This window comes from Clostridium sp. LIBA-8841, assembly GCF_057782475.1.
Genome location: NZ_CM173488.1, coordinates 547,374 through 571,136, shown reverse-complemented (window position 1 = coordinate 571,136; position 23,763 = coordinate 547,374). Strand labels below are relative to the sequence as shown.

The 23,763-nt window shown below is 28.3% G+C and carries 18 protein-coding genes; all 18 read right to left on the bottom strand.

All coding sequences use genetic code 11. From position 1 onward, the window contains the following. Positions 1-177: 177 nt before the first annotated feature. The 18 genes from AC2A4K_RS02415 to xdh all read right to left on the bottom strand — a co-directional run bounded on the left by AC2A4K_RS02415 (position 178) and on the right by xdh (position 23,760). On the bottom strand, positions 178-2,766 hold the full coding sequence (locus AC2A4K_RS02415) for an ABC transporter permease (RefSeq protein ID WP_322504565.1): 2,589 nt from the start codon (positions 2,764-2,766) through the stop codon (positions 178-180). Positions 2,767-2,772: 6 nt separating this feature from the next. Continuing rightward, positions 2,773-3,447, bottom strand: a complete 675-nt coding sequence (locus AC2A4K_RS02410; protein WP_322504566.1) for an ABC transporter ATP-binding protein — start codon at positions 3,445-3,447, stop codon at positions 2,773-2,775. Positions 3,448-3,882: 435 nt separating this feature from the next. Then, on the bottom strand, positions 3,883-4,950 hold the full coding sequence (locus tag AC2A4K_RS02405; protein ID WP_322504567.1) for a sensor histidine kinase: 1,068 nt from the start codon (positions 4,948-4,950) through the stop codon (positions 3,883-3,885). Beyond that, positions 4,947-5,633, bottom strand: coding sequence for a response regulator transcription factor (locus AC2A4K_RS02400; RefSeq protein WP_322504568.1), 687 nt, complete (start codon positions 5,631-5,633; stop codon positions 4,947-4,949). The genes AC2A4K_RS02405 and AC2A4K_RS02400 overlap by 4 nt, the downstream gene beginning before the upstream one ends. Positions 5,634-5,984: 351 nt before the next feature. Then, positions 5,985-7,256: an MFS transporter gene (locus AC2A4K_RS02395; RefSeq protein ID WP_322504569.1), complete on the bottom strand. Its 1,272-nt coding sequence runs from the start codon at positions 7,254-7,256 to the stop codon at positions 5,985-5,987. 189 nt (positions 7,257-7,445) lie between these two features. Then, positions 7,446-8,093: a TetR/AcrR family transcriptional regulator gene (locus AC2A4K_RS02390; RefSeq protein WP_322504570.1), complete on the bottom strand. Its 648-nt coding sequence runs from the start codon at positions 8,091-8,093 to the stop codon at positions 7,446-7,448. A 96-nt stretch (positions 8,094-8,189) separates the two neighbouring features. After that, positions 8,190-8,801 carry a DUF3267 domain-containing protein gene (locus AC2A4K_RS02385; RefSeq protein WP_322504571.1) on the bottom strand — a complete coding sequence of 204 codons (612 nt, stop codon included), beginning with the start codon at positions 8,799-8,801 and terminating at the stop codon, positions 8,190-8,192. 289 nt (positions 8,802-9,090) lie between these two features. Continuing rightward, positions 9,091-10,119, bottom strand: coding sequence for a GH25 family lysozyme (locus AC2A4K_RS02380; RefSeq protein WP_322504572.1), 1,029 nt, complete (start codon positions 10,117-10,119; stop codon positions 9,091-9,093). A gap of 310 nt (positions 10,120-10,429) precedes the next feature. Then, on the bottom strand, positions 10,430-12,214 hold the full coding sequence (locus AC2A4K_RS02375; protein WP_322504573.1) for an ABC transporter ATP-binding protein: 1,785 nt from the start codon (positions 12,212-12,214) through the stop codon (positions 10,430-10,432). Next, entirely contained in the window at positions 12,207-13,940 is a 1,734-nt protein-coding gene (locus AC2A4K_RS02370) for an ABC transporter ATP-binding protein (protein ID WP_322504574.1), read from the bottom strand. The genes AC2A4K_RS02375 and AC2A4K_RS02370 overlap by 8 nt, the downstream gene beginning before the upstream one ends. Before the next feature lie 562 nt (positions 13,941-14,502). Continuing rightward, positions 14,503-16,296 carry an oleate hydratase gene (locus AC2A4K_RS02365; RefSeq protein ID WP_322504575.1) on the bottom strand — a complete coding sequence of 598 codons (1,794 nt, stop codon included), beginning with the start codon at positions 16,294-16,296 and terminating at the stop codon, positions 14,503-14,505. Between the two features lie 348 nt (positions 16,297-16,644). Then, a complete protein-coding gene (locus AC2A4K_RS02360; protein ID WP_322504576.1) occupies positions 16,645-17,223 on the bottom strand; it encodes a TetR/AcrR family transcriptional regulator in 579 nt (192 codons plus the stop codon). A 148-nt stretch (positions 17,224-17,371) separates the two neighbouring features. Then, the gene (locus AC2A4K_RS02355; RefSeq protein WP_322504577.1) at positions 17,372-18,151 is read right to left on the bottom strand and encodes an ABC transporter ATP-binding protein; all 780 of its coding nucleotides are present in this window, start codon (positions 18,149-18,151) and stop codon (positions 17,372-17,374) included. Further along, the gene (locus AC2A4K_RS02350; RefSeq protein WP_322504578.1) at positions 18,148-19,137 is read right to left on the bottom strand and encodes a FecCD family ABC transporter permease; all 990 of its coding nucleotides are present in this window, start codon (positions 19,135-19,137) and stop codon (positions 18,148-18,150) included. Before AC2A4K_RS02350 ends, AC2A4K_RS02355 begins: the two co-directional genes overlap by 4 nt. After that, entirely contained in the window at positions 19,134-20,165 is a 1,032-nt protein-coding gene (locus AC2A4K_RS02345; protein ID WP_322504579.1) for an ABC transporter substrate-binding protein, read from the bottom strand. The genes AC2A4K_RS02350 and AC2A4K_RS02345 overlap by 4 nt, the downstream gene beginning before the upstream one ends. 3 nt (positions 20,166-20,168) lie before the next feature. After that, positions 20,169-20,726: a nucleoside-triphosphatase gene (locus AC2A4K_RS02340; RefSeq protein WP_322504580.1), complete on the bottom strand. Its 558-nt coding sequence runs from the start codon at positions 20,724-20,726 to the stop codon at positions 20,169-20,171. 82 nt (positions 20,727-20,808) lie between these two features. Next, positions 20,809-21,183, bottom strand: a complete 375-nt coding sequence (locus AC2A4K_RS02335) for a RidA family protein (protein WP_322504581.1) — start codon at positions 21,181-21,183, stop codon at positions 20,809-20,811. A 15-nt stretch (positions 21,184-21,198) separates the two neighbouring features. Next, the gene (xdh, locus tag AC2A4K_RS02330; protein WP_322504582.1) at positions 21,199-23,760 is read right to left on the bottom strand and encodes a selenium-dependent xanthine dehydrogenase; all 2,562 of its coding nucleotides are present in this window, start codon (positions 23,758-23,760) and stop codon (positions 21,199-21,201) included. Positions 23,761-23,763: the final 3 nt, after the last annotated feature.

Here is a 23,763-nt window from a genome sequence, read left to right as displayed (position 1 = left end):
TTAAATTTAATTTCCTTTATAATAACTTAATCATATAATCAAATACATATTTTACCATTTAAATACTAATATTAAACACTTTTACTTATATTCCTTTAACAAATAAAAATTTATTTTATTTAAACATAATAAAAAGATAGTGAGATATTAACTTTTAATCTCACTATCTTTTTATAATTATTCTAAATCTCTTAATCTTTCAACTATACTTTCTTTACTTACAAGATTATATCCAATTAGAGGTACTGTTATCATTAATATTGAAATTATAATTAATGCTACTAATATTGATATTAAGCATAATCCTAAATTAAACCCTTCACTTATTGGTGGTAATAACATTGGTGCAACAAAGGATACTATAAACCCTAAAGGTATTATTAGTATTGATATTAACCCAATATAATATATTCCTTCAAAAAGTATCATTTTCTTCAATTGCTTTTTAGTCATCCCTACAGACTCAAGCATTGCAAATTCAACTTTTCTTGCAAATATTGATGTTAACATTGTATTTATTATATTTATAGCTCCTATGATTCCTAAAATTAAGGATAATATTGATCCTATTATAAGAAATATAGCTTTCATTTCCTTTATTCCTTTAATATAATAATTCTTTGAAAGCAAGCCCAAAGTTCTATTTTCAGATTTAACAAGAATATCGGTTATTTTTTTATCCATATCCCCAATATCTACCCCATCATATAATTCTATATTTAATTGTTTTATATATTGATCTGGATTAGGAAATATAGTTTTTAGTGCTTCTTCTTCAATATTTAAATTTAATAAATTATTAACCCTTTTATCCTTTTTATTCTTTGAAACAATAGCCATAATTTCAAATTCTTTTTTTATCTCTTTACTATTCCCATTTTTATCCTTTACTCTAAATTTTAAAGGTAAAATATCACCTACTTTTAAATTTATAGGTCTTCCTGAATCTGTGTAGTAAATAAGGTAGTTTCCAGTTTTAAATTTTTCCTCATCTATTTTTCCATCTATAACATCTAAGCCTTCTAACTCTTTATCTAAGTTCTCTGACTTTAAACCAACCACTTCAGTTCTTATTAAGTCCTTAGCTAAATCAATTTTACTTAACCACATATAATTTTTTTCTGATTCCATTAAATCATTAATTTCTTCTTTAAACTTTCCATCTAAAATAATATCAACACCAAACCCAAATGTATTACCTTCGTCATCTTCTTCAATTACACTATAAAGAGGTGTAACTTCTTTTACTCCCTCTAAATCGCTTATCTTTTTAATAAGCTCTTGATTTATAGGCTTATATTCCTCTTCACCCCAGAAATGACCTATATTATTATTTACTTCAATATCTGAAACCATCTGATTTTCAGCATGTGCAATTGGATCCATTCCTAATGTAGCATTTACTGTAAATATTACTATAACTGAACTTAATGATATTGATATTATGGACAAAGTAACCCTTTTTTTATTTTTTAATATGCTACTCCAGGCCATCTTATGAAGTTTGCCTCCATTCATCCCACTTTTGTTTTTCTTTTTTGATTTAGAATCATCTAATGAGACGAATCTCACAGCTTCAATAGGTGAAACTTTTCCTGCTATTTTCCCTGGTTTTCTGCAACTTATTATTACAGTTAGGAGTGAAAATATTGTTGATAATAAAAATATTATTGGGTTCTTTGATATAACTACAATATTTCCAAAAGTAGTTACTTTCAATGCTAATGGTAATACGAAGCTAGCTATTAAATATCCCAGTATTAAACCTAAAGGGATTCCTATAATTGATAATTTTAAAGCCTGTTTTAAGATTATTTTTTTTAATTGTTTCGACGTTGTTCCAATAGTTTTTAATAATCCATAAAACCTTATATCCTTGCTTACTGATATATAAAAAATGTTGTATATTATTAAATACCCTGTAAAAACCATAAGTAATATTCCAACTGATATAGCTAAAATTTGTTCTATTTTATTGCTATCAAAGACTATTCCTTTATCCTCATACTTTGGATGGACCTTTCCCATTGTTGCTCCAATTTCATTTACTAAGTTTTCTATCTCACCTTTAGCTTCCTCAAAAGTTGAATTTTCATTTAAAGTTTTTACATTTACGTAAGCAACCTTAACTCCATCTACATTTTCTATGTCTTTACTATATTTATTTATAAAATCCTGTGATACAAATATTGATGTGCGTCCTGCTCCTCTTGAAACTAAAGATTCATAATACCCACTAAGTTTAAAATCAAAAGTTTTAACTTCTCCACCTATAACTAAGTCTAAACTTATTTTTTCTCCAACCTTATTAGTTACATCAAGAACATCTAATACCCAAGTTGGCACTAATACTTCATCTTCTTTCTTAGGATAATTTCCTTCTATAGGAATAATAGCCATCATATCATAAGTGTTTTTATCAGCTGATTGAAGAATTATATTTTCATTTAAGAATTCTTTATTTTTAGCTGTATCCATACTTGCTAATTGAGCTACTCCTATTTTGTCTACTCTATCAATCTCCTTTAACTTATCCAAACTTTCATCAGTAACATTTATATACCCATCTGAATCTACTCCATAATTACTAATCATATTAAAGGTTTTATATGAATTGTAGAATGTTATTCCTCCTGTTATCATGACAGTTATTAATAATGTGGTTAGGGCTATTGATAAGATTGTAAATATATTTCTCATCTTATTAGCCTTTAAAATTCTTCTACTTATTTTATTTGTTATCTTGCTATTATTATTTCCTAACATTAACTCCTATCCCCTTTTATTAACGATTCTTCCATCTTCAATTCTAATAATTCTATCAGCCATTTGAGCTATTTGTTCATTATGAGTAATCATTACTATTGTTTGATTAAATTCTCTACTAGTTACTTTTAATAATCCTAAAACCTCTTGTTCTGTTTTTGAATCTAAGTTTCCTGTTGGCTCATCAGCAAAAATTATTGATGGCTTTGTTGCTAATGACCTAGCAATTGCTACTCTTTGTTGTTGCCCTCCCGATAATTTACTTGGAAGTCTATTTTCTTTTTCTTCTAGCCCTAAAGTTTTTATTATATTATCAACATATTTCTCATCAACCTTATTTCCATCAAGCTCTATTGGTAAGACTATATTTTCATATACATTCAATATTGGGACTAAGTTATAACTCTGAAATACAAATCCTATGTTTCTACGTCTGAATACTGTAAGCTCATCATCATTCATAGAAAATATATCATTGCCCTCAACAAAAACTTTTCCTTCTGATGCTCTATCAAGACCTCCTAGCATATGAAGTAATGTACTTTTACCTGAACCAGATGTTCCAACTATTGCAACAAACTCACCTTTATTTATCTCAATGTTAACTCCATCTAAAGCCTTAACTAAGTTTTCCTCTTTTCCATAATATTTTTTTAAATTCTCAGTTTTTAATATACTCATATTCCCAATCTCCCTTTTCAAAACAATTTATTTTAAACCGAATTATTCTTCTTCCTTACAATAAAATCATATCATCTAGCATACCTTTAAATCCTCACAGCCTTGTTATATTTATCCTTTGAAAAATAACAATTTTGTGATTTTTTTAAATTACTATGTTTATATATTATTGATTTCTATCTATACCTTCAGACCAAACTTCAATTTTGACTATGTTTTAAATCAATATTGATATATGAACATAAAAAAAGCGGACAAATTAATTTGTCCACTTTAATTCTTAGTACGAATTAATATAATATTAATTTATCAAGGCTATTTCATTCTTTTTTCAAGTATAAAACTACCTTCTTCCAAATCCCTTAGATTTTCAATTCTCACAACATGAAAACCACATTTGTTAATATAAAAATTATGATTTCTATGAAAGAGAACTTAATTTTTAAGGAAAATTGAGAATGTACTTCCTTCATTTTTCTTTGAAACAACTTTCATGTATCCACCTTGTTTTGTAATTATTTCATTACTTAGATATAATCCAATTCCAACGCCTTCAACATCAGATACCTCTCTAGCTCTATAAAATCTTTTAAATATTTTATTTATTTCTTCTTCTGAAATTCCTATTCCATTATCACTAACATCTATCTTTGTAAAAATCTCAAAGCTTTTTATATTGACTTCAATCTTTCCATTAGGCTTTGTATATTTAACTGCATTATCTATAACATTAAATAAGGCTTCACTTGTCCATTTTTTATCGTGATTTAATTTTAAATTATCAGGACATTCTACTATTAATTCAATTTCTTTTTCTTCTGCTTTTAAATAAACATTACTTAATGCATTGGCTATGGTATCACTTATTAAGCTTTCTTTTTTATTTAACTTTATTATGTTACTCTCTAATCTAGACATTTTTATTAATGACTCAACTAGCCATTGAAGCTTAGAAACTTGAAACTGCATATTCCCTAGAAACATTTTTTGCTGATCTTTATTTAAATCTCTAGCTATTAAAGTTTCATTGTACATAGAAATATTAGCTATTGGAGTTTTTATTTGATGTGAAATATTAGCTATTAAGGATTGTATATTTTCCTTTTCAACTAATGCTTCTTTTCTATCATTCTCCATAATATCAAAAAGCCTCTTAAATTTATTTTGAACCTTTGATAATAAATTATCCTTGTATTTATATAGCTTAATATCTTCTTGATTACTCATAATTTTATCAATGGTATTACAAACATCTTCTGCAAAATTACTTACAGTAAATCTAGTTAAAACTATAAAGATCACTCCTATAGCTATCATTAATGAAATAAATATTCCTATTAAATTTATAACTCCATTTATTTCGATATAGATATTAGGCGATAATAAAACTATACCATCTAACTTTATTTTTAAAATAAAGAAAAATATAATTCCAACAAGCGAAAACAAAGAAAATATTATTAAGTATAAATAATTTAATATAAACGTCTTAACTTTTCTCAAAATTTTTCACCAGCCCATGCATATCCAATTCCATAAACAGTTTTTATATAATTAGATTTTGGATTTTTGTTTTCTATTTTATTTCTTAGCCTATTTATGTTTACTGTTAGTGCATGTTCCTCTATATACTCATCATTTTCCCAAATCTCTTCAAGTAAAGCTTGTCTTGTAAGAATTTCACCATTAGCTAAAACTAATTTTCTTAATATTTTATATTCCGTTGGAGCTAAAACAATATTTTCTCCATTCTTCTGAACTGACATTTTATCAAAATCAAATCTAAACTCACCAAGTTCTAAAATATTTGACTTATCTTCACTTTTTCCACATCTTCTTAGAACTGTTAAAACTCTTTCCCTTAAAATGTTCACATTAAATGGCTTTGTTATATAATCATCAGCCCCTATTCTAAGCCCCATTATTATATCAATATCCATATCACAGGCAGTTAAAAAAATTATTGGAGTAGAATATTTATTTTTTATACTTTTACAAAAATCAAAACCAGTTCCATCAGGCAAATTAACATCTAATAAAATTAAATCAACCGGCTCTTTTTTTAAAACATCTCCAGCCTCACTAAGATTAAAAGCTGAAAAGACTTCAAATCCATCCATCTGAAAATTAAATGCTATTCCCTGATTTAACATTTTATCATCTTCAACAAGTAATATACTATACATCCCCAATCCCCTTTTTCTTTATATTTATATATTTAAAATTTTACTACCTTTTAATTAGTCTATATTTTAAGTAAGTGTTGAATTTAGTCTTAAAACATTAACTAAAATCAACACTAATTTTTTCAACTTAAATTTTAATAATTGGCTCTGTTTTAAATCAATATTCACCTAAAACATATCTAATATTTATATTGTAAATAATATCATATAAAGAAATTTTTGTATTACAAAGGAAATATAAATTAACAATATGTCAATAAAACTATAATTATTTTTACATCAATAAAATACAATCTAAACTCAAAAAAATTTATCTTATAATTAAACTTTATATCAAAGTTTAATTATAGTTTATTTATTTATTATTTCATTAAGATTCTCTTTATCTTCATGTAATCTACTGAATATATTTTTCGAAGCAAGCGATATTATAATTGAGCAAATCATTGCTCCTAATAACACTTTCCAAGGAGTTGCTCCATATCTTTGAAATAAGAATCCATATAAAGCCTGACCTATTGGCATTGCACATAGAGATAATCCTAATAGACATGATATAACTTTTCCAACTATTTCAGGTGGTGTTTGTATTTGTATAAATGTCATCATTTGAATACTGAACATAGTTGCAAATGTCATAATTAAAAATCCCATTATTGAAATCACTAAATAACTTATAAATGGAGTCACTGGTACTAAAAATACAATAACCATAGGTAGTAATGCTATTGCAGCACATAGTACCAAGGCATTTGAATTTTTAATATTTAATTTTTGATGTAATACTCCTACTAATATTCCTCCTAAAACTGATCCAATAGCTAAAACTCCCTGTGATATTCCATATAAACTATCACTTAATTGTAAAGTTTGAGTTATTAATGCAGGCATTCCAACTACCATCATTGAACTTAAGAATAAGTTTAAAGCTGAGATTATTAGAATTGCTTTAAATAAAACTGGTTTTTCTTTTAAAATAAACTGCATGCTTATTTTAATGTCATCATATGCAAGTGAAAATAAATTTTTAGACGTGTTTATATTTTTTTGATTAGGTATGTTAATGAATATTTCCATTATTGCTGAAAATATAAAACAAATAATACTAACTACTAAGATTGGCTGAATTCCATAAAGTCCAAATAATATTCCTCCTATAGTTGGCCCTGTAAAGTTTGCTAAAGAACTTACCATATTTATAATGGCATTTCCCCTCATAATATTTTCTCTATCTACTAATAAAGGAATACTTGCTTGAACTGCTGGTTGATATGCTCCCTGTATTCCATACAAAGCCATTAAAACAACTATTAATAATACAACTAATGAATTAGTTTTGTAAGATAAAGTATAACCTATCATAATAATAGCCGTTAAAAAATCTAAAAATACCATGATATTTCTCTTGTTTACTCTATCAGCTATAACGCCTCCAACTAAAGATAAAAGTATCATTGGAATAAACGATGTTGCAGATACTAATCCAAAAAGTGCAACTGAATTGGTTTCTCTAAGTAAATATAGTGGCAATGCAAACCTAATAATAGCATTCCCAAACAAAGATATGATTTGCCCCAATACAACAATAGTAAAGTCCTTATTAAACAATTTTTTATTTTCCATATAACTCTCTCCTTTTTATTTTTAGTAAATTTTACTTTAAAATGCAACTCACTTTAATACCAACCGTTGGTATGTAAATTTGTTTTTTATAACTGCCCTATAGTAAGGCAGTTGTAAAATAATCTTATTTTATTATTTAACCCATTTTGAAATAAGACTATTATATACTTTTGTATAAGAAAGCTCTTATTATCGTTTAGATAAATTATCTAATTCAACAAGCTTATCATACATACTCTCATCAAAAACATTGATTCCCATTCCCTTTAAAAAAACATCATAAAACTTAATTTTATTTATCATATCTTGTGTTGAAACACTATAAACCAAAGGATTTAGCCAAATATTAGAAAGAATCAGCATAACTTCTGCAAGTTCTTTAGGATAATCAGTTTTTATTGACCCATCCTTTATTCCTTCTTCTATTATTGGCTGAATATAATTTGGTGCTATGATCTCTATACTGTCTTTAAGTTGCATAGCCAATAAGCTTGGATTATTGAGTAGCATTGGTGATGCTGTAAAGAATTTTTCTTGATTAGGGTTTTCAATAGAACTTTGAAATAATTTTCTTAACTTCTCTAATCCATTTAATGAGCTATCTTTCATAATACTTTTTACTTTTTCTTCTGTACTAGAATATATTTTATTTGCTACAGCTTCTAATATTTTTTCTTTTGATTTAAAGTGATGGTATATTGCGCCCTTAGTTAAGCCACCTAAGTTATCTATAATATCTTGAATAGAAGTATTTTCATATCCATTTCTAATGAATAAATCTAAAGAAACATCTAATATACGTTCTACCGTTTCTTCTGGATACTTATTGCGAGCCATAAATCTTCCTCCTTTCTTATACATACTAATAGTATGTATACAGAGTATCACCATAAAATTACATTGTCAATAAAAACCAAATAGTTTTTTAAATTTTTATAACTTAAACAAAGTTTTAGTTCCAATATTTTTAATAATGCCTTTATTAGGAACTTGTACTATTATTAAGAAGAAGTTTAATATATCTACAGATGATCCAGCTGAATTAATTATAGCTAATATTAATACTAAAATTGGACTCACTCCAATCCCAATTAATATAATTGGAAATATAAATGATAACATTATAAAGGGCATTATTGTAATAACTAAAAATCTAAATTTTGATAATTCTTCCTCAGTATAAACAAAACCACCCCACCATTTTAAAGATATAAATGTTGATTTTGACTTAATAAATTGTGGTATAAAAACTAAGTGTATTATTTCATGAAACAATATGTATAAATAGATTAAAATTATATATGATAATTTAATATTTATATTTATCTGATTACTACTAAAAATTCGACTTATTGAATCTGATAATTTTCCATTTACACTTATTAAAAACAATATGGATACTATTGCACTTATAAGTGATATTGGAATAGAAATTAAGGTCGCTTGTCTTAAGCTTTTAGGCTCTTTTAGAAATTGCCATCCTTCACTTACCATTTCATCATAAACTTCATTATTTTTTCTAGGAATTTTATTTATATATCTCATATACATCTCCTTTATAAATTAATTAAATCATAAATCACCCCAGTAAATTTTCACCTAATATAGCAGTATGTTTTCTTTACCATTTTGCTTAAATATTAATTCTATGTATGACTAATTTCAAGACTTTAAGAAAAACTGGTCATATTCCATGTGTACTAGGGTAAAATTCACAAAAAAATTAGGCTGTATAAGCAAAACTTTAATATAAGACTTATATGAGTCCTATATTAAATTTTCTATACAGCCTTTAAATATTATATCTTAGATACTTTAGTATAAATTAATACGCCTAAATTTTCTTAACAAACTCTGCCTTAACAAAACCTGTTACACCATATTTAGTAGTTATTCTATACCATCCAATATAGTCTGAATCTACCCAATCTATTCTAAATACTTCTCCTACATTTATAATTGCAACTACTTTTGAGTCTGTAGTTCCTTTTTCTCTAACATTTAAGAAAGTACTTACATTATTGGTAGTAGCCATTTGTAATTTCTCTACATAATTAGCATTTACATAGCCATTAATATTTTTATATTCAATATAATACCATCCTAAATAATTAGAATCCACCCATTTTATTATAAACCTATCTCCTGCTGGTATTTCTCCTACAATATTGGCATCTGATGTTCCTTTCGCTCTTATATTAAGATGAGTTGATACATTTTTAGTAGTAGCATTATCTAGCTTAAAATTATTTGTTACATCTAATATTTCTTCTTTAAACTCATCCATATCACAGCCACCATCTACTCCAGCTACAATTCCATTATCTGAATATTGGAACCCAATCCATCTATCCCAAATATCATTATTCTTTGGTGCATCTACACCATATTCAGCTATCCATAATGGATAAGCTCCTATCCTTTTATCTAAATTAGAATTAGCAAAACTTGTATAAGTGTAGACAACAACCTCTTTATTAGTTATTTTTCTTACCTCTTCTAAAAATTCTATGCACATAGTTGTTAACTCAGTAACTCCTACTCCCTCTGTAGTCTCAATATCCAATGCTAACTTACAATCATAATTAGTAGCACCTATTTCATTAAGATAATTTACGAAGTAATTAGCTTGTCCTTTTGCATCTTTATTGGCTCTAAAGAAATGATAAAAACCTACTTTTAATCCTTGAGCTTTTGCACCCTCATAATTTTGTTTAGCATAAGGATCCTTATAGTAATCTCCTTCTGTAGCCTTAATATAAACTACTTTAACTCCATCATTTTTTACACTTTGAAAATCTATATTTCCTTTCCAATTTGATACATCAATTCCTTTTAAATTATTACTATTTCTACTTTCCATGCTTAACTCCTTCTTTCGTATATTTTTTTATTATGTTACATTCTATGATTTTTGTACTTAAATTTACATAACATATATCATCCTTTCTAAATTTATATTTTTTAATAATTTAATTTTGAATTTTTGTTTTATTAATTTGTCCTTACGTATTATAAAAAGGAATTAAACTGTAATTTGTAACCCTAATATAAAAAAATTATTATTTTTTATATTATTTTCACACTAAAAAAGACCTAAAAACACCGAAGTATTTTTAGGTCTAATTAATTTTATCTATATAGTTTTTAAATTAAATTTATTCTAGACAGTTTTAATTTGCTTCTTCCTTGCTAGCAAACTGACTATTATAAAGGCTTTCATAGTAGCCACCTTGCTTCATTAATTCTTCATGGGTTCCTTGTTCAATTATATTTCCGTCATTCATTACTAATATTAAATCTGCACTTTTTATAGTTGAAAGTCTATGAGCAATAACAAAGCTAGTTCTATCCTTCATTACATTTCTCATTGCCTTTTGAAGTAACAATTCTAATCTAGTATCAACTGAACTTGTTGCCTCATCCAAAATTAATATCTCAGGATCCTTAAGTATAGCCCTTGCTATAGTTAAAAGTTGCTTTTCTCCTTGAGATATATTCGAAGCCTCTTCATTTAAAACCATATCATATCCACCAGGCAAAGTTTTAATAAAGTGATGGACATTAGCTATTTTAGCTGCTTCTATCACCTCATCCTTAGTTGCATTAAATCTACCATATTTGATGTTATCATAAATTGTTCCTTTAAATAACCAAGTATCCTGAAGAACCATACCAAACATGCTTCTTAAATCATCACGTTTCATATCTTTAATATCAACACCATCTATTTTTATTGATCCACCCTGAATATCATAGAATCTCATTAGAAGGTTAATAAGAGTAGTCTTACCTGCTCCAGTCTTTCCAACTATAGCAACCATTTGACCACTTTTTACATCTACATTTAAGTCTTTTATTAACTCTTTATCTTTGTTATATCCAAATTTAACATGTTCAAAAGTTACATTTCCCTTTGGATTTTTAAGGTTTAATGCATTCTCTGGATCTTTAATCTCTTCCTTCTCATCTAAAAATTCAAACACTCTATTAGCTGCAGCCACAGCTGATTGTATAGCTGAAGATAATTGAGTTACTTGAGATAAAGGTTGATTTATTTGCCAAATATAACGTATAAAAGCTTGTAAATTACCTACTGTGATTCCTCCAGCTATAGCTGTGATAGATCCCATTATAGCAATCACTGCTATTCCTAAATAAGTTACTAAACTTATTAAAGGTGACATTATACTTGATATAAATTGAGCCTTAAATCCAGTTTGACATAACTCTTCATTTACTTCCATAAAGTTTCCTAGAGCATCCTCTTCTTTTCCATATAGCTTTAATTCATTAAATCCAGTATAAAGCTCTTGTACTCTTCCATTTAAGTTTCCTAAAGCTTTTTGTTGCTTATCAAATAACTTTTGTGATTTTCCTACAATTATCTTAGTTATAATAATACTTGCTGGTATTATTAAAGTTGATATTAAAGCTAATTTTAAATTTATAGAATACATCATTATAAGTGCTAATGATACAGATAAAAAAGCATTTATTACTTGTACAAAACTTTGTTGTAATGCATTTGCTATGGTATCAACATCATTAGTAATTCTACTTAGGACATCTCCATAACTATTACTATCAAAATATCTTATAGGAAGTCTATTAATTTTATTTTCAACGGCATTCCTAATATCTTTCATTGTATTTTGAATTGCATTTGTTAATAAAAATCCTGCTATAAGTGTTGAACCTGCACTACCTGCATAAACTATAAATAATAAAATTAACACTTTTATAATATAATTAAAATTTACAGATGCTCCTACAACACCTCTTATTAATGCTTCGCAATCATTTGTTAATTGTGATATTATTAATCCCTCAGTTACTGGAGCTATAGCTGTGAAAACAGCTGCTGAAATTATAAATAAAATTGCTCCAAAGAAAGACCATTTATATTTACTAACAAAAGGAGAAATCTTTTTAACTACTAATTTAAATTTATTCATTTGATAACTCCTCCTCTGTAAGTTGTGATGTAGCTATTTCATGATAAATCTCACAAGTCTTTAATAATTCTTTATGAGTTCCCATTCCAACTACTTCACCTTCATTTAATACTACAATTTTATCTGCATCCATTATGGATCCAATTCTTTGAGCAACTATTAATACCACGGCATCTTTTGTTTCCGCTCTAAGTTGTTTTCTCAAAATAGCATCTGTTTTAAAGTCTAAAGCAGAAAAACTATCATCAAAAATATAAATATCTGGTTTTCTAACAATAGCTCTAGCTATTGAAAGTCTTTGCTTTTGACCTCCTGATACATTTGAACCCCCCTCTGTTATTGGCTCATCAAACTTATTAGGTTTTTCTGAAATAAACTCATAAGCTTGAGCAATTTTAGCTGAATGTTCTATGTCTTCAGTATTGGCATTTTTCTTACCAAATTTTATATTACTTGCTATGCTACCAGTAAATAATAGAGTTTTTTGAGGAATAAATCCTATTTTTTTACGTAAGTATTTTAAATCATAATCTCTTACATCTACCCCATCTATTTTTATGGTACCTTCAGTAACATCATAAAATCTTGGTATTAAATTTATTAATGTACTTTTACCACTTCCTGTACTTCCAATAAAAGCAATAACCTGTCCTTTTTCCCCTTTGAAAGATACATTCTTAATAACTGGTTCTTCTCCATCTGGATAAGTAAAAGATACATTATCAAATTCTATTGAACCTTCACTATTAGTTTCTTTTACTCCATTTTTAGGATTTTTTATTATTGGCTCTTCACTAAGTACTTCACTAATTCTATTAGCAGAAACTTGAGCTTTAGGATACATAACAAAAACCATTGAGAATAGCATTATTGAAAACATTGCATGGAATAAATATTCAATAAATGCAACTAGTTGTCCTACTTGAAGAGTCCCAACATTTATCATATTACTAGATATCCAGAATATAGCTATAATCGCTATATTAAGTAAGAAGAAGAAAAGTGGTTGAGAAATTAACATAAGTTTGTTTAATTTTTTAGATATACCAGTGTATTCCTCATTAGTTCCCTCAAATCTTTTACTTTCATACTTCTCGTTACAGAATGCTCTTATTACCCTTATACCAGTTAAATTTTCTCTAGATATTCTATTTAGTTTATCTAAAGCTTTTTGTAACTTTTCAGATAATGGTTCTGAAGTTTTGGCTATTATAATAACGCCTAAAATTATTATAGGAATTACTATAGCTAGTACAATTGATAATGAAAGACTTGTCTTAAGAATCATTATTAAACTTATAGTAAACATTACTGGAGTTATTAAGGCTATTCTTAGAAGTGTATTTGTAAATTGTAAAATAACAAATGGATCGTTTGTAGTTCTTGTAATCATAGAAGAAACTCCAAACTTATCATACTCTGTATGAGAAAATTCCTGTGCTTTTTTGAATATATCATTTCTAATATCTCTAGTTATTCCAGTTGAAATTTTAGAAGAACAATATCCTAATAGTATTGTTCCAAGCACACCTACTATAGAAATAGCTACCATAACTAATCCCATTTTTTTAATGTAACTAATATCGCTATTTATTATTCCAGTATCTATGACCTTTGCCATAATAGTTGGAATCCCTAGTTCTACTAAGGCAAATCCAAATACCGATATAACATTTAAGATAAGAATTAATTTGTAGTTCTTTAAATATTTTAGTATTAGTTTCATTGCTATATCTACCTTCCTTTCCTAAACTTTTATAATTTGAAGATGACTTTGTATCAAAATAAATATCAATAAATCTTTATACAAACTCATCTTATTCTTAGATCTTTAAATAAAAATTATGCAAATTTTAACACAACTGGAGAGAAAAATCCACAATCAATGAGGCTATTAAAAGCTTCAAATACCTATTTAATCACTATTTTTCTTGTTTAATATTTAAATCTCTCCAACTTTAAATATATTCCTTATGTATTTAATATGGTTCCAAGATTTTATATTATCATAAATTTCAAATTATTGATATTGATTTTCCTTATCTTTAAAATTTATTAAATTTTTATATTTAATTAGTAGAGCTAAAACATAAACCAGGAATTACCTCAAGGTTTAATACTATATATTATATTTAATTTAGAGTACACAAAAATAGATCACGACAAAGGTTCACACCTATTAAAAGTGATTACCATTTTATCGTGACCTATTAAATCTTTCTAATAAATCATATTATATTTATTATTTAATAAATAATAATCTGATTTTATATCTAAGTTTTATAGTCTTATATAATACCATATTCCTTTAGTAATTTTTCTATCTCAGTTCCTGATATTTGTTTCATAATCTTTCTCTTTGTTAAAGGTGGTAAATCAAGTTTTGGTTTTTCCCCATCTAATAAGCATACTCCAGCATTTAATAAATAACGAATATCATATCTTGATGCATATACTTCTGGTACACCTTTTTCAACACCAGTTAATACATATACTGCCTCCATAGCTGTACGTCCTGAATATTCAATAGTAAATACTGTATCTCTTCCTGGATCATCTAATGTTTCTGCAAATTGTCCAAGGAAAGCAAAGTTAACTGCATTCTTAGGAACAACATAAGGTCTATCACCAAATTCACGTGGCATAAATTGTGAAGTTATGAATGGCATCATTACTGGAATTGCTGTACATGATTCAGCAAGTTCTTCAATCTCATCAACTGGAACTCCTATATGAAATAACCATTCCTTTGTAATTTCCTTACCAGTACAATCTCTCATAGGTTTCTTAATATAATCACCATCAACATCAGAGAATAGTCCATATACCCAAACAACTACATCTTTTTCTGGTTGACCATAATATTGTTCTTGACGATTTATAGTCCAGCTCATTAACCATGAGGAATCTACAGCTGTAACTATACCTCCTGTTACAGTTTTTCCTCCATATGGTGAACGTTTTGTTATTTTTTCAATATACTTTGGTACACGTTCATCATGACAAGTTACTGTACAAGATTCCCAATTTGATCTTTCAGTATCAGTACAGAATTTATCTGGGTTTCCAAATTCCTCTGATTGTTTAGCTATATTTCTCCACAATTCCCAACATCCTTGTGGTTCTTTATTAAACGGAGCTGGAGTATTATCATCCCCATAGCCTGATCCTTCTGTAATAGATCCATTAGTTATAAATACTAAATCATTTTCTGTTAAATCAACAGAAATATCTTTTCCATTTTTATCTTTAGCGACTATTCTTTTAGCCACCTTTTTATCATCGCTTATATCAAATTCTACATTTTCAACATGTACTCCATATTCAAACTTAGCTCCATTTTCTTGTAAAAATTTCACCATAGGTTTTACAAAGGATGTATATTGATCATGTCTTGAAAATTGTAATGCTGTAAGTGTTGGCAAACCTCCAACATGATGTATAAATCTATTCATATATAATTTCATTTCTAGTGCACTATGCCAATTTTCAAAGGCAAACATTGTTCTCCATAATGTCCAAAAATCTGTGTTTAAAAGATCCTCAGAGAATATCTCATCAATTGCCTTATCTTGAAGTTCCTCATCTGGTATAAGAACAAACTCTGCTAATTCTTTAGCTAAATCTTGTCCAAGATTAAATTTAGCATCATCATATCTTTCTCCATTTTTATGAGTAATACGACAATTACTGTAGTTTGGATCATCGTAATTTGTGTAGAATAGATGATCTAACACAGTCATATTTGGATCCTCTGTAGATGGAAGTGAACTAAATAAGTCCCACAAAACTTCAAAGTGGTGTCCCATTTCACGTCCACCACGAGCAACATAACCTAAATTTTGAAGAACCTCTCCATCTAAAGAACCTCCTGGAATATCTAATTGTTCAAAAAATGTGATTTTACTGCCATCCATATGTGCATCTTTGATTAAAAAGCAACCTGCTGCTAACGCCCCTATTCCAGTACCAATCAAATATGCACTTTTATCTTCAATTCCTTTAGGTTTTCTAGCGTGTACTAATGAATGATAATTTCCATTTGTTAAAGTAAGCCTCTCATCATGTGTCTTAAGTTTCATAAAATCCCCTTCTTTCCCAAAACTAGATATAATTTTCTAAAATACTTTTATATTTAAAACCTAATACTGATTAATTAATCATAAGCTTCTAAATATAAGAGTTTTGTTAATTTATTTAAGTTTTAGAACTAACTTTAAGTTCTTTAAATCTATAATATAGCCTTTTACCAAATATTTCATTAGATAAATAAGCCAAGTGTTCAAAGTTCAAACACTCATATATATTTGTCTGAATTTTAGGCATTTCTTCTTTATTGCCTAAATTTTTTAGTATCTTATATCTAATTGAAAATGCTTTTGAGCTCACTTGTTAAGGGATTTAAGAATTAACTTTTTAGTTTTCTCTCATCATTTTTGGCCAATAGTATTAAACTTTTCACTACGTTTAAGTGATAATTTTATATTTCCATCAAATAATTCACCTATTCTTCTTATAATCGCATCAGGATCTTCTTTCATTCCAGAAGAAATCCATTGAATCACCATTTCTGTAAGTGCACATTGATAAAATGTTGCTATTAATTTCATGTCATATTCAGAAGCATTAATACCATAACTTATCTTTTTTACATATCTATTCATCATATTTCCTGAAACATTATAAATATAATTAACCAATTCCTCCCTTTGCATTGAATTATATACATGATAAATTACCTTCTTATTTCCCAATGCAAATCTTGTTGCTAACATAAAACTTTCTTCCCAAGACATAGTGTCATTATATTCATCTATAACAGTTTGAAGTTCAGTTTGAAATAATTCAGACAGAAGTTCATAAATATCTGAATAATAATAGTAGAAAGTATTTCGGTTAATTCCACAAGCTGATGCTATATCTTTTACTGTAATCTTATTTAATGGTCTTTCATTTAACAATTTTATAAATACACTGCGAATCATTTTTTTAGTATATTGCTGAGCCAAAAGAATCTCCCCCTTATAATTTCTATTTCTAAATTATACCACTCATTTCACTAATTTTTACATTTCACTTTTTACTAAAATAAAAAAGGAATCTATCTAAAGCTACATACTTAAGATAAATTCCTTCTTTTTTATTTTAGTCTCTGTTTTAACATATTATAAATGGTCCTACTTCTGTATAAACTATTTCAAGTTTACGCTCATATATGTCTTCCATTATTCTTATAAATCTTTTTTCATAATCTTCTTCACTACAGTCTATTGAATCCACTATTTTATTATTACTTAAAATTATTATTCTATCTCCATACCTTAATGCTAGGTTAATATCATGTAATGTAACCAAGGTAATTAAATTCTTTTCTTTTATTAAAGGCTTAATAAAACTAAAAAAATCATGTTGCTTTACATAGTCTAAAAATGTATTGGGTTCATCTAAAAGCAAAATACTACACTTTTGAATTAATATTCTCCCCAAATAAACTAATCTTCTCTCTCCACCACTCAGCTCTCCTATAAGCTTATTTTTCAAATGAGATATATTTAATTCATTTAAAATACTATCTACGAGTTTATAATGCTCCTTATTAGGCATTTCAAACATCCCTAGATATGGAGTTATTCCCATTAAAATTATATCCTCTACACTATAATTTTGATTTGTGTGAATATGCTGTGGAATATATGATATTAATTTTCCTCTTTCCTTATCTGACAAACTTATTAAATCAATATCTCCATATTTTATCTCTCCATTATCTATGGGATTTAAGCTAGCTATTGATTTAAGCAATGTGGTTTTCCCAGCTCCATTTAATCCTAAAAGCACTGTAAACTCACCAGGATTAATTTCAATATCTATCCCATTAAGTACTGTTTTTTCTCCATATGAGACATTTAAATTCCGTATTTCTAATGATTTATTCATCTCATAACAGCTCCTTTTTTATTAAGAAGATATACAAGGAAAGGGGCACCAAATAATGAAGTCAATATACTTATAGGTATTTCTGTTGTAGTAATACTTCTGGCCGCAGTATCTGCAATTAATAGTATGATAGCTCCAACAACCATTGTTAATGGAATAATTTTTGATATATCATCTCTAGCAAATGATTTAACTATATGAGGTGCAAGTATCCCTATCCAACTTATAAGTCCAGCAACTGATACCACAGAGGATACTAAAAGAGTTGCTGAAAATATTGCTATCGTCCTTACATGTTTAACATTGACTCCCAAAAGCTTAGCTTGATCATCTCCCATTGTTAAAACTTTTAACTTCCATCTAAACAATAATAAAACAATTGTTGATATGAAAACTAAAACAAAAACATTTATTACGCTTTTCCAATCACTATTATAAAAACCTCCCATAAGCCAAAAATCTATGGCAGGCAATTCCTTATAGGGATCCGCAAAATACTTTATTATCATAATAAAGGATGAAGTTAATGCTCCAGTTACTATTCCTGATATAACAAGTGCTAAAACCCTATTACTCCTCATCTTTTTAGATAAAATCAATGAAAATATAACTGAGCATATACCGAATAAAAAAGATAACCCTTGTATCATAAATGGTGATGCTGATAAGAATACTATTCCTATAGCAGCACCAAGTGAGCACCCAGAACTTACCCCTAGTACATCAGGTGATATTAATGGGTTTTGAAATATACTCTGAAAAACCATACCTGATAGTGCTAGAGCAGCTCCACTAACCATTACTAATAATACTCTTGGTAATCTTATATTTATTAATAGATTGGCCTCTTGTCCATTAATTGCATTTCCAACTAATATATTAAGTATTTCACTTATTTTAAGTCCATATCTTCCTATACATAATGATACTAAAGCTAAGATTAGTAAAATAACTGCATATGGTAGTATAGAGTATTTTTTCATCATAACCCGATTTCTCCATCAGTGACTTCTAAATTATAGAATCTTTTATAGAATTCCTTAGCATCCTTTTTAAAGTCCTCAGTACTATATTTTTCAGGATGAAGATTATTTACTATCCAAAGCATACCCAATATTGATGAAGGTGTTGGATAATCCCAAGGTTCCAATGTTGATGGGAATAAATATACCTTTTTATTTTCAATTGCATTTATACCCTTTAATTTGCTATCTTCTAATACATCATCTATAGTATATTTTGCATAACCTACCACATAAATAATATCTGGATTGTAGTCTATTAACTGCTCCACTGATATGTTTGTCCAATACCCATCATCAATATTTCCAGTAACATTTTTACCACCTGCTGTGTCAATCATATAGTTTTGGTACATCTTAGATGTACAAGTTTTAAGTATGCTATCACTTCCTGATAAATATACTGTTGGTTTATTCTCTATATCCTTTGTCATATCTTTTACCTTATTTATTGTGTCATCATAATATTTTAGAAGTTCCTTTGCTCTCTCTTCTGAACCTGAAACTTTTCCTAAAAGTTCTACACAGTTATTAAATCCTTCTAATGTTTCTGGTTCTATTGCTATAACTGGTATATTTAATTTTTCAAATTGTGGTATAAAACTTTTAAGCCTAGTAGGAATAATTACTACATCAGGATTTAGCTTCATACACTCTTCAACATTTATTTCTTTTCCTGTTCCAACTGCTGGCAAATCTAAAAACTCTTTTGCTACCTTCTTATACATCTCTCTATTTTTTGCCTTTGCCTCTATTCCAACTACTTTATCTTTAACATTTAAACTAATTAATATTGAAGTAGATATATAATAACTTGATATTATTCTATTTACATCTTTTTTAACTTCAACCTTCCTACCAAGTTGATCTTCAACAGTAATTGTTTTATTATCCGATTCTTTAACTTTAGCCTCACTAGAACATCCTATAAACAATGTCATGCTCATCATGACTAAAAGAATTATAGCTGTTAATTTTTTAATCCCCTTCATAATTTAATCATTCCCCTTTAATCTATGTAATTTTATATAATTTTCTATATCATCTTGTATTATTTTTCTATGATCATAACTTATATCTTCTATATTTATAATTAATGTATCAGTCCTAAGTTTTATGGAGTTTAGAAACTCACTATCTTTGTCCTTTAAAACACCTAAACAAAACTTTTCACTATCTAGGCAATTCTTTATCTCTAGTTTAAATTCTTCTGAATCATCTTCTAAAAATCCAATTTCATCTAATAATATAATCTTACAATCTTTTTGTTTTCTACTATTCTTTAATATTAAACATCCAATTGTATCAAAGGTTTCTGTAACCCTAATACATCTATTATTGCTAATTTTTATTGATATTGGACTATATAAACATTCCTTATCAATTTCATCTATATAACCATGCAAATAATATCCTTGCATGTACCCATTTATATAATAAGGAAGAGTTCTATATCCAGTGTATTCAATCCCCATATGATCTAATATTTTATTTATAAGTGTGCTTTTTCCACAATTCCTTCTACCAGTTAAAAGAATATTTTTATATTGCATATAAGTCCTCTCTAACCCTTTAACCTATATTAAGTAGGAAGTTTTATAAAACTCCCTACTTAATATAAATTTTTATTTAATCTTATAATTTAGCTATTACTTCAATTTCTATTGGTGCATCCATTGGTAGTTTAGCTACTTGTACACAACTTCTTGCTGGTGGGTTTTCATTGAAGTATGTTCCATATACTTCGTTAACTGCAGCAAAATCATTTAAATCTTTTACAAAAACAGTTGTTTTAAATACTTTATCAATTGATGCTCCTGCATTTTCTAATATAGCTTTACAATTTTCTAAGCTTTGCTTAGTTGCAGCCTTTATTTCAGTTTCTAAAACTTTAGTCTCTGGATTTAATGGTAATTGACCTGAAGTATATATTAAATCTCCTACTATTATTCCTTGTGAATATGGTCCTATTGCAGCTGGTGCATGTTCTGTGTTGATTATTTTTTTCATTTTAATTCCTTCTTTCTATTTTTTTGTTTTTTTATAAAATGTATTTTTAAGTGGAAGTTCTGTTCTGAACTCACCATCTAATTTGTAATATGCTCCTTGAGCAGCTGGTGCTGTTGGGATACAAGTTATTTCCCCAACTCCCTTTGCTCCAAAGGATAATTCTTGAGTATTTTTTTCTATTATTATAGGTTGTATTTCTGGGACCTGAGTTGCTCTTAGAAGACCAAGTGTACCAAATTTAACTTTTGGTATTGAATTCTCTATAGGATAATCTTCTGTTAAGCCATATCCAAGTCCCATGGCTACACCACCTTCAATTTGTCCTTCTACATTTTTAGGATTTATTGCTTTTCCTACATCATGAGCAGCAACTACCTTAGTAACCTTTCCTTGGTCATCTAAAATAACTACCTGTGTAGCAAAACCATAAGCAACGTGACTTACTGGATTTTCCTTTTTACTACCCATCTTGTCAGTAACACCTAAATATTCTCCATAAAACTCCTCGCCTTCTAATTCTTCTAATGACTTTTCTTTTAAAGCATCTCTAAGCTTCATAGCAGCGATTTTTGTTGCTTCTCCAGTAAATACAGTTTGTCTTGAAGCCGTTGTAGTCCCTGAATTCGGAGTAATTCTTGTATCTGGTGATTCATATACTATTTCTGATGCTGGTATTCCCAAAACTTGTCCAACAATCTGAACAACCACTGTTCCAAGACCTTGTCCAATACATGCCGCAGAAGTTCTTATATGAACTTTTCCATCAATAACCTTAACCTTACATCTTCCTGTATCAGGTATTCCTACTCCAACACCTGCATTTTTAAAAGCACATGCTATTCCTGCTCTATCTTTATTAGCATAGTAAACATCTCTTACTGCCTCCAAGGTTTCAATCAAAGCTGTTCCTTCATCAGCTATTTGTCCATTTGGCAATACTTCTCCTGGTTTTATTGCATTTCTTCTTCTTATTTCAAAAGGATCTATTCCAACTAACTCAGCAAGTTTATTTAAGTTACACTCTGTTGCAAAGGCTGACTGAGTAACTCCAAATCCTCTAAAGGCTCCCCCAGGTGTATTATTTGTATAAAGTGCCTTACCATCAATGTCCATATTTTGATAATTATAAGGACCTGCGGCATGAGTACATGCTCTTTGAAGAACAGGACCACCAAGTGATGCATAAGCTCCTGTATCTGCAAGTATCACAGCTTTCATTGCAGTCAACATTCCATTTTCATCACAAGCTGTTGTAAATTCCATATCCATTGCATGTCTCTTAGTATCAACTATAATGCTTTCTTGTCTTGGAAGTACCATTTTAACAGGTCTTTTAATAAGATAAGCAAGTAATGCTGTATGATGTTGGCAACTCATATCTTCTTTTCCTCCAAAGCCACCACCAACATATTTAGAAATTATTCTAACCTTGCTATCATCAAGACCTAAAAGTGATTCTATCTCACGAAGATCATCATATACACTTTGAGTTCCCGTATAAACTACTATCCCATCACCATCTGGAACCGCAACGGCACATTCTGGCTCTAAAAATGCATGTTCTGTAAAAGGAACCCTATAATTGTATGTAACAACATACTTAGAATTTTTTATGGCTTCATCAGCATTTCCTCTAACCAGATGTTCATGAGTTAATATATTTCCCTTCTCATGTATTTTAGGTGCATCTTCTGCTAAAGCCTCCTGAGGAGAAGTTACTGGTTTTAACTCTTCATATTCAACCTTTATATGCTTTAAAGCTTCCCTTGCTATCTCCTCAGTTTCTGCCGCAACTAAGGCCAATGCATCTCCAAGATATCTTGTTTCTTCACCAACTTTTACTAAAGCAGGAGTATCTTTTTGAATATGACCTAAATATCTTTCTCCAGGAATATCTTCTGCAGTAACAATCTTTATTACCCCTTCAATTTTCTCAGCTTCACTAATATCTATACTTTTTACTAAAGCTCTAGGATATTTACTTCTAAGTGCAACTCCATGTAACATTCCATCTATTCTTATATCATCAGTGTATTCAGCTATTCCTAAAGTCTTATCTCTAGCATCTACTCTACCCATTCTTTCTCCAACAAGACCTTTACAAACAACCTTTGGAACATCTTTTTCTTCTCTAAAAATTTCAGCTGCCATCATAATAGCTTTTTCTATCTTTACATAGCCTGTACATCTACATATGTTACCGATTAAAGCCTTCTTAACTTCTTCGCCTGTTGGATTTAATGTTCTATTAAAAAGTGCTTTTGCACTAATAACCATACCTGGTATACAAAATCCACATTGAACTGCCCCTGCTTCAGTAAATGCATATGCAAAGACATCTCTTTCTCTTTCTGTAAACCCTTCTATAGTTAATATTTCTTTTTCATTAACTTTTTCAGTTGTTAATATACATGCTTTTACTGCTTTTCCATCAACAATAACCATACATGTTCCACATGCTCCTTCTGAGCATCCATTTTTAACTGATGTTATATTACAATCTTCTCTTAAATACTTAAGAAGCTTTTTATTTTCTTCTACTAATTTTTTTTCACCGTTAAGAATAAATTCAAACATATA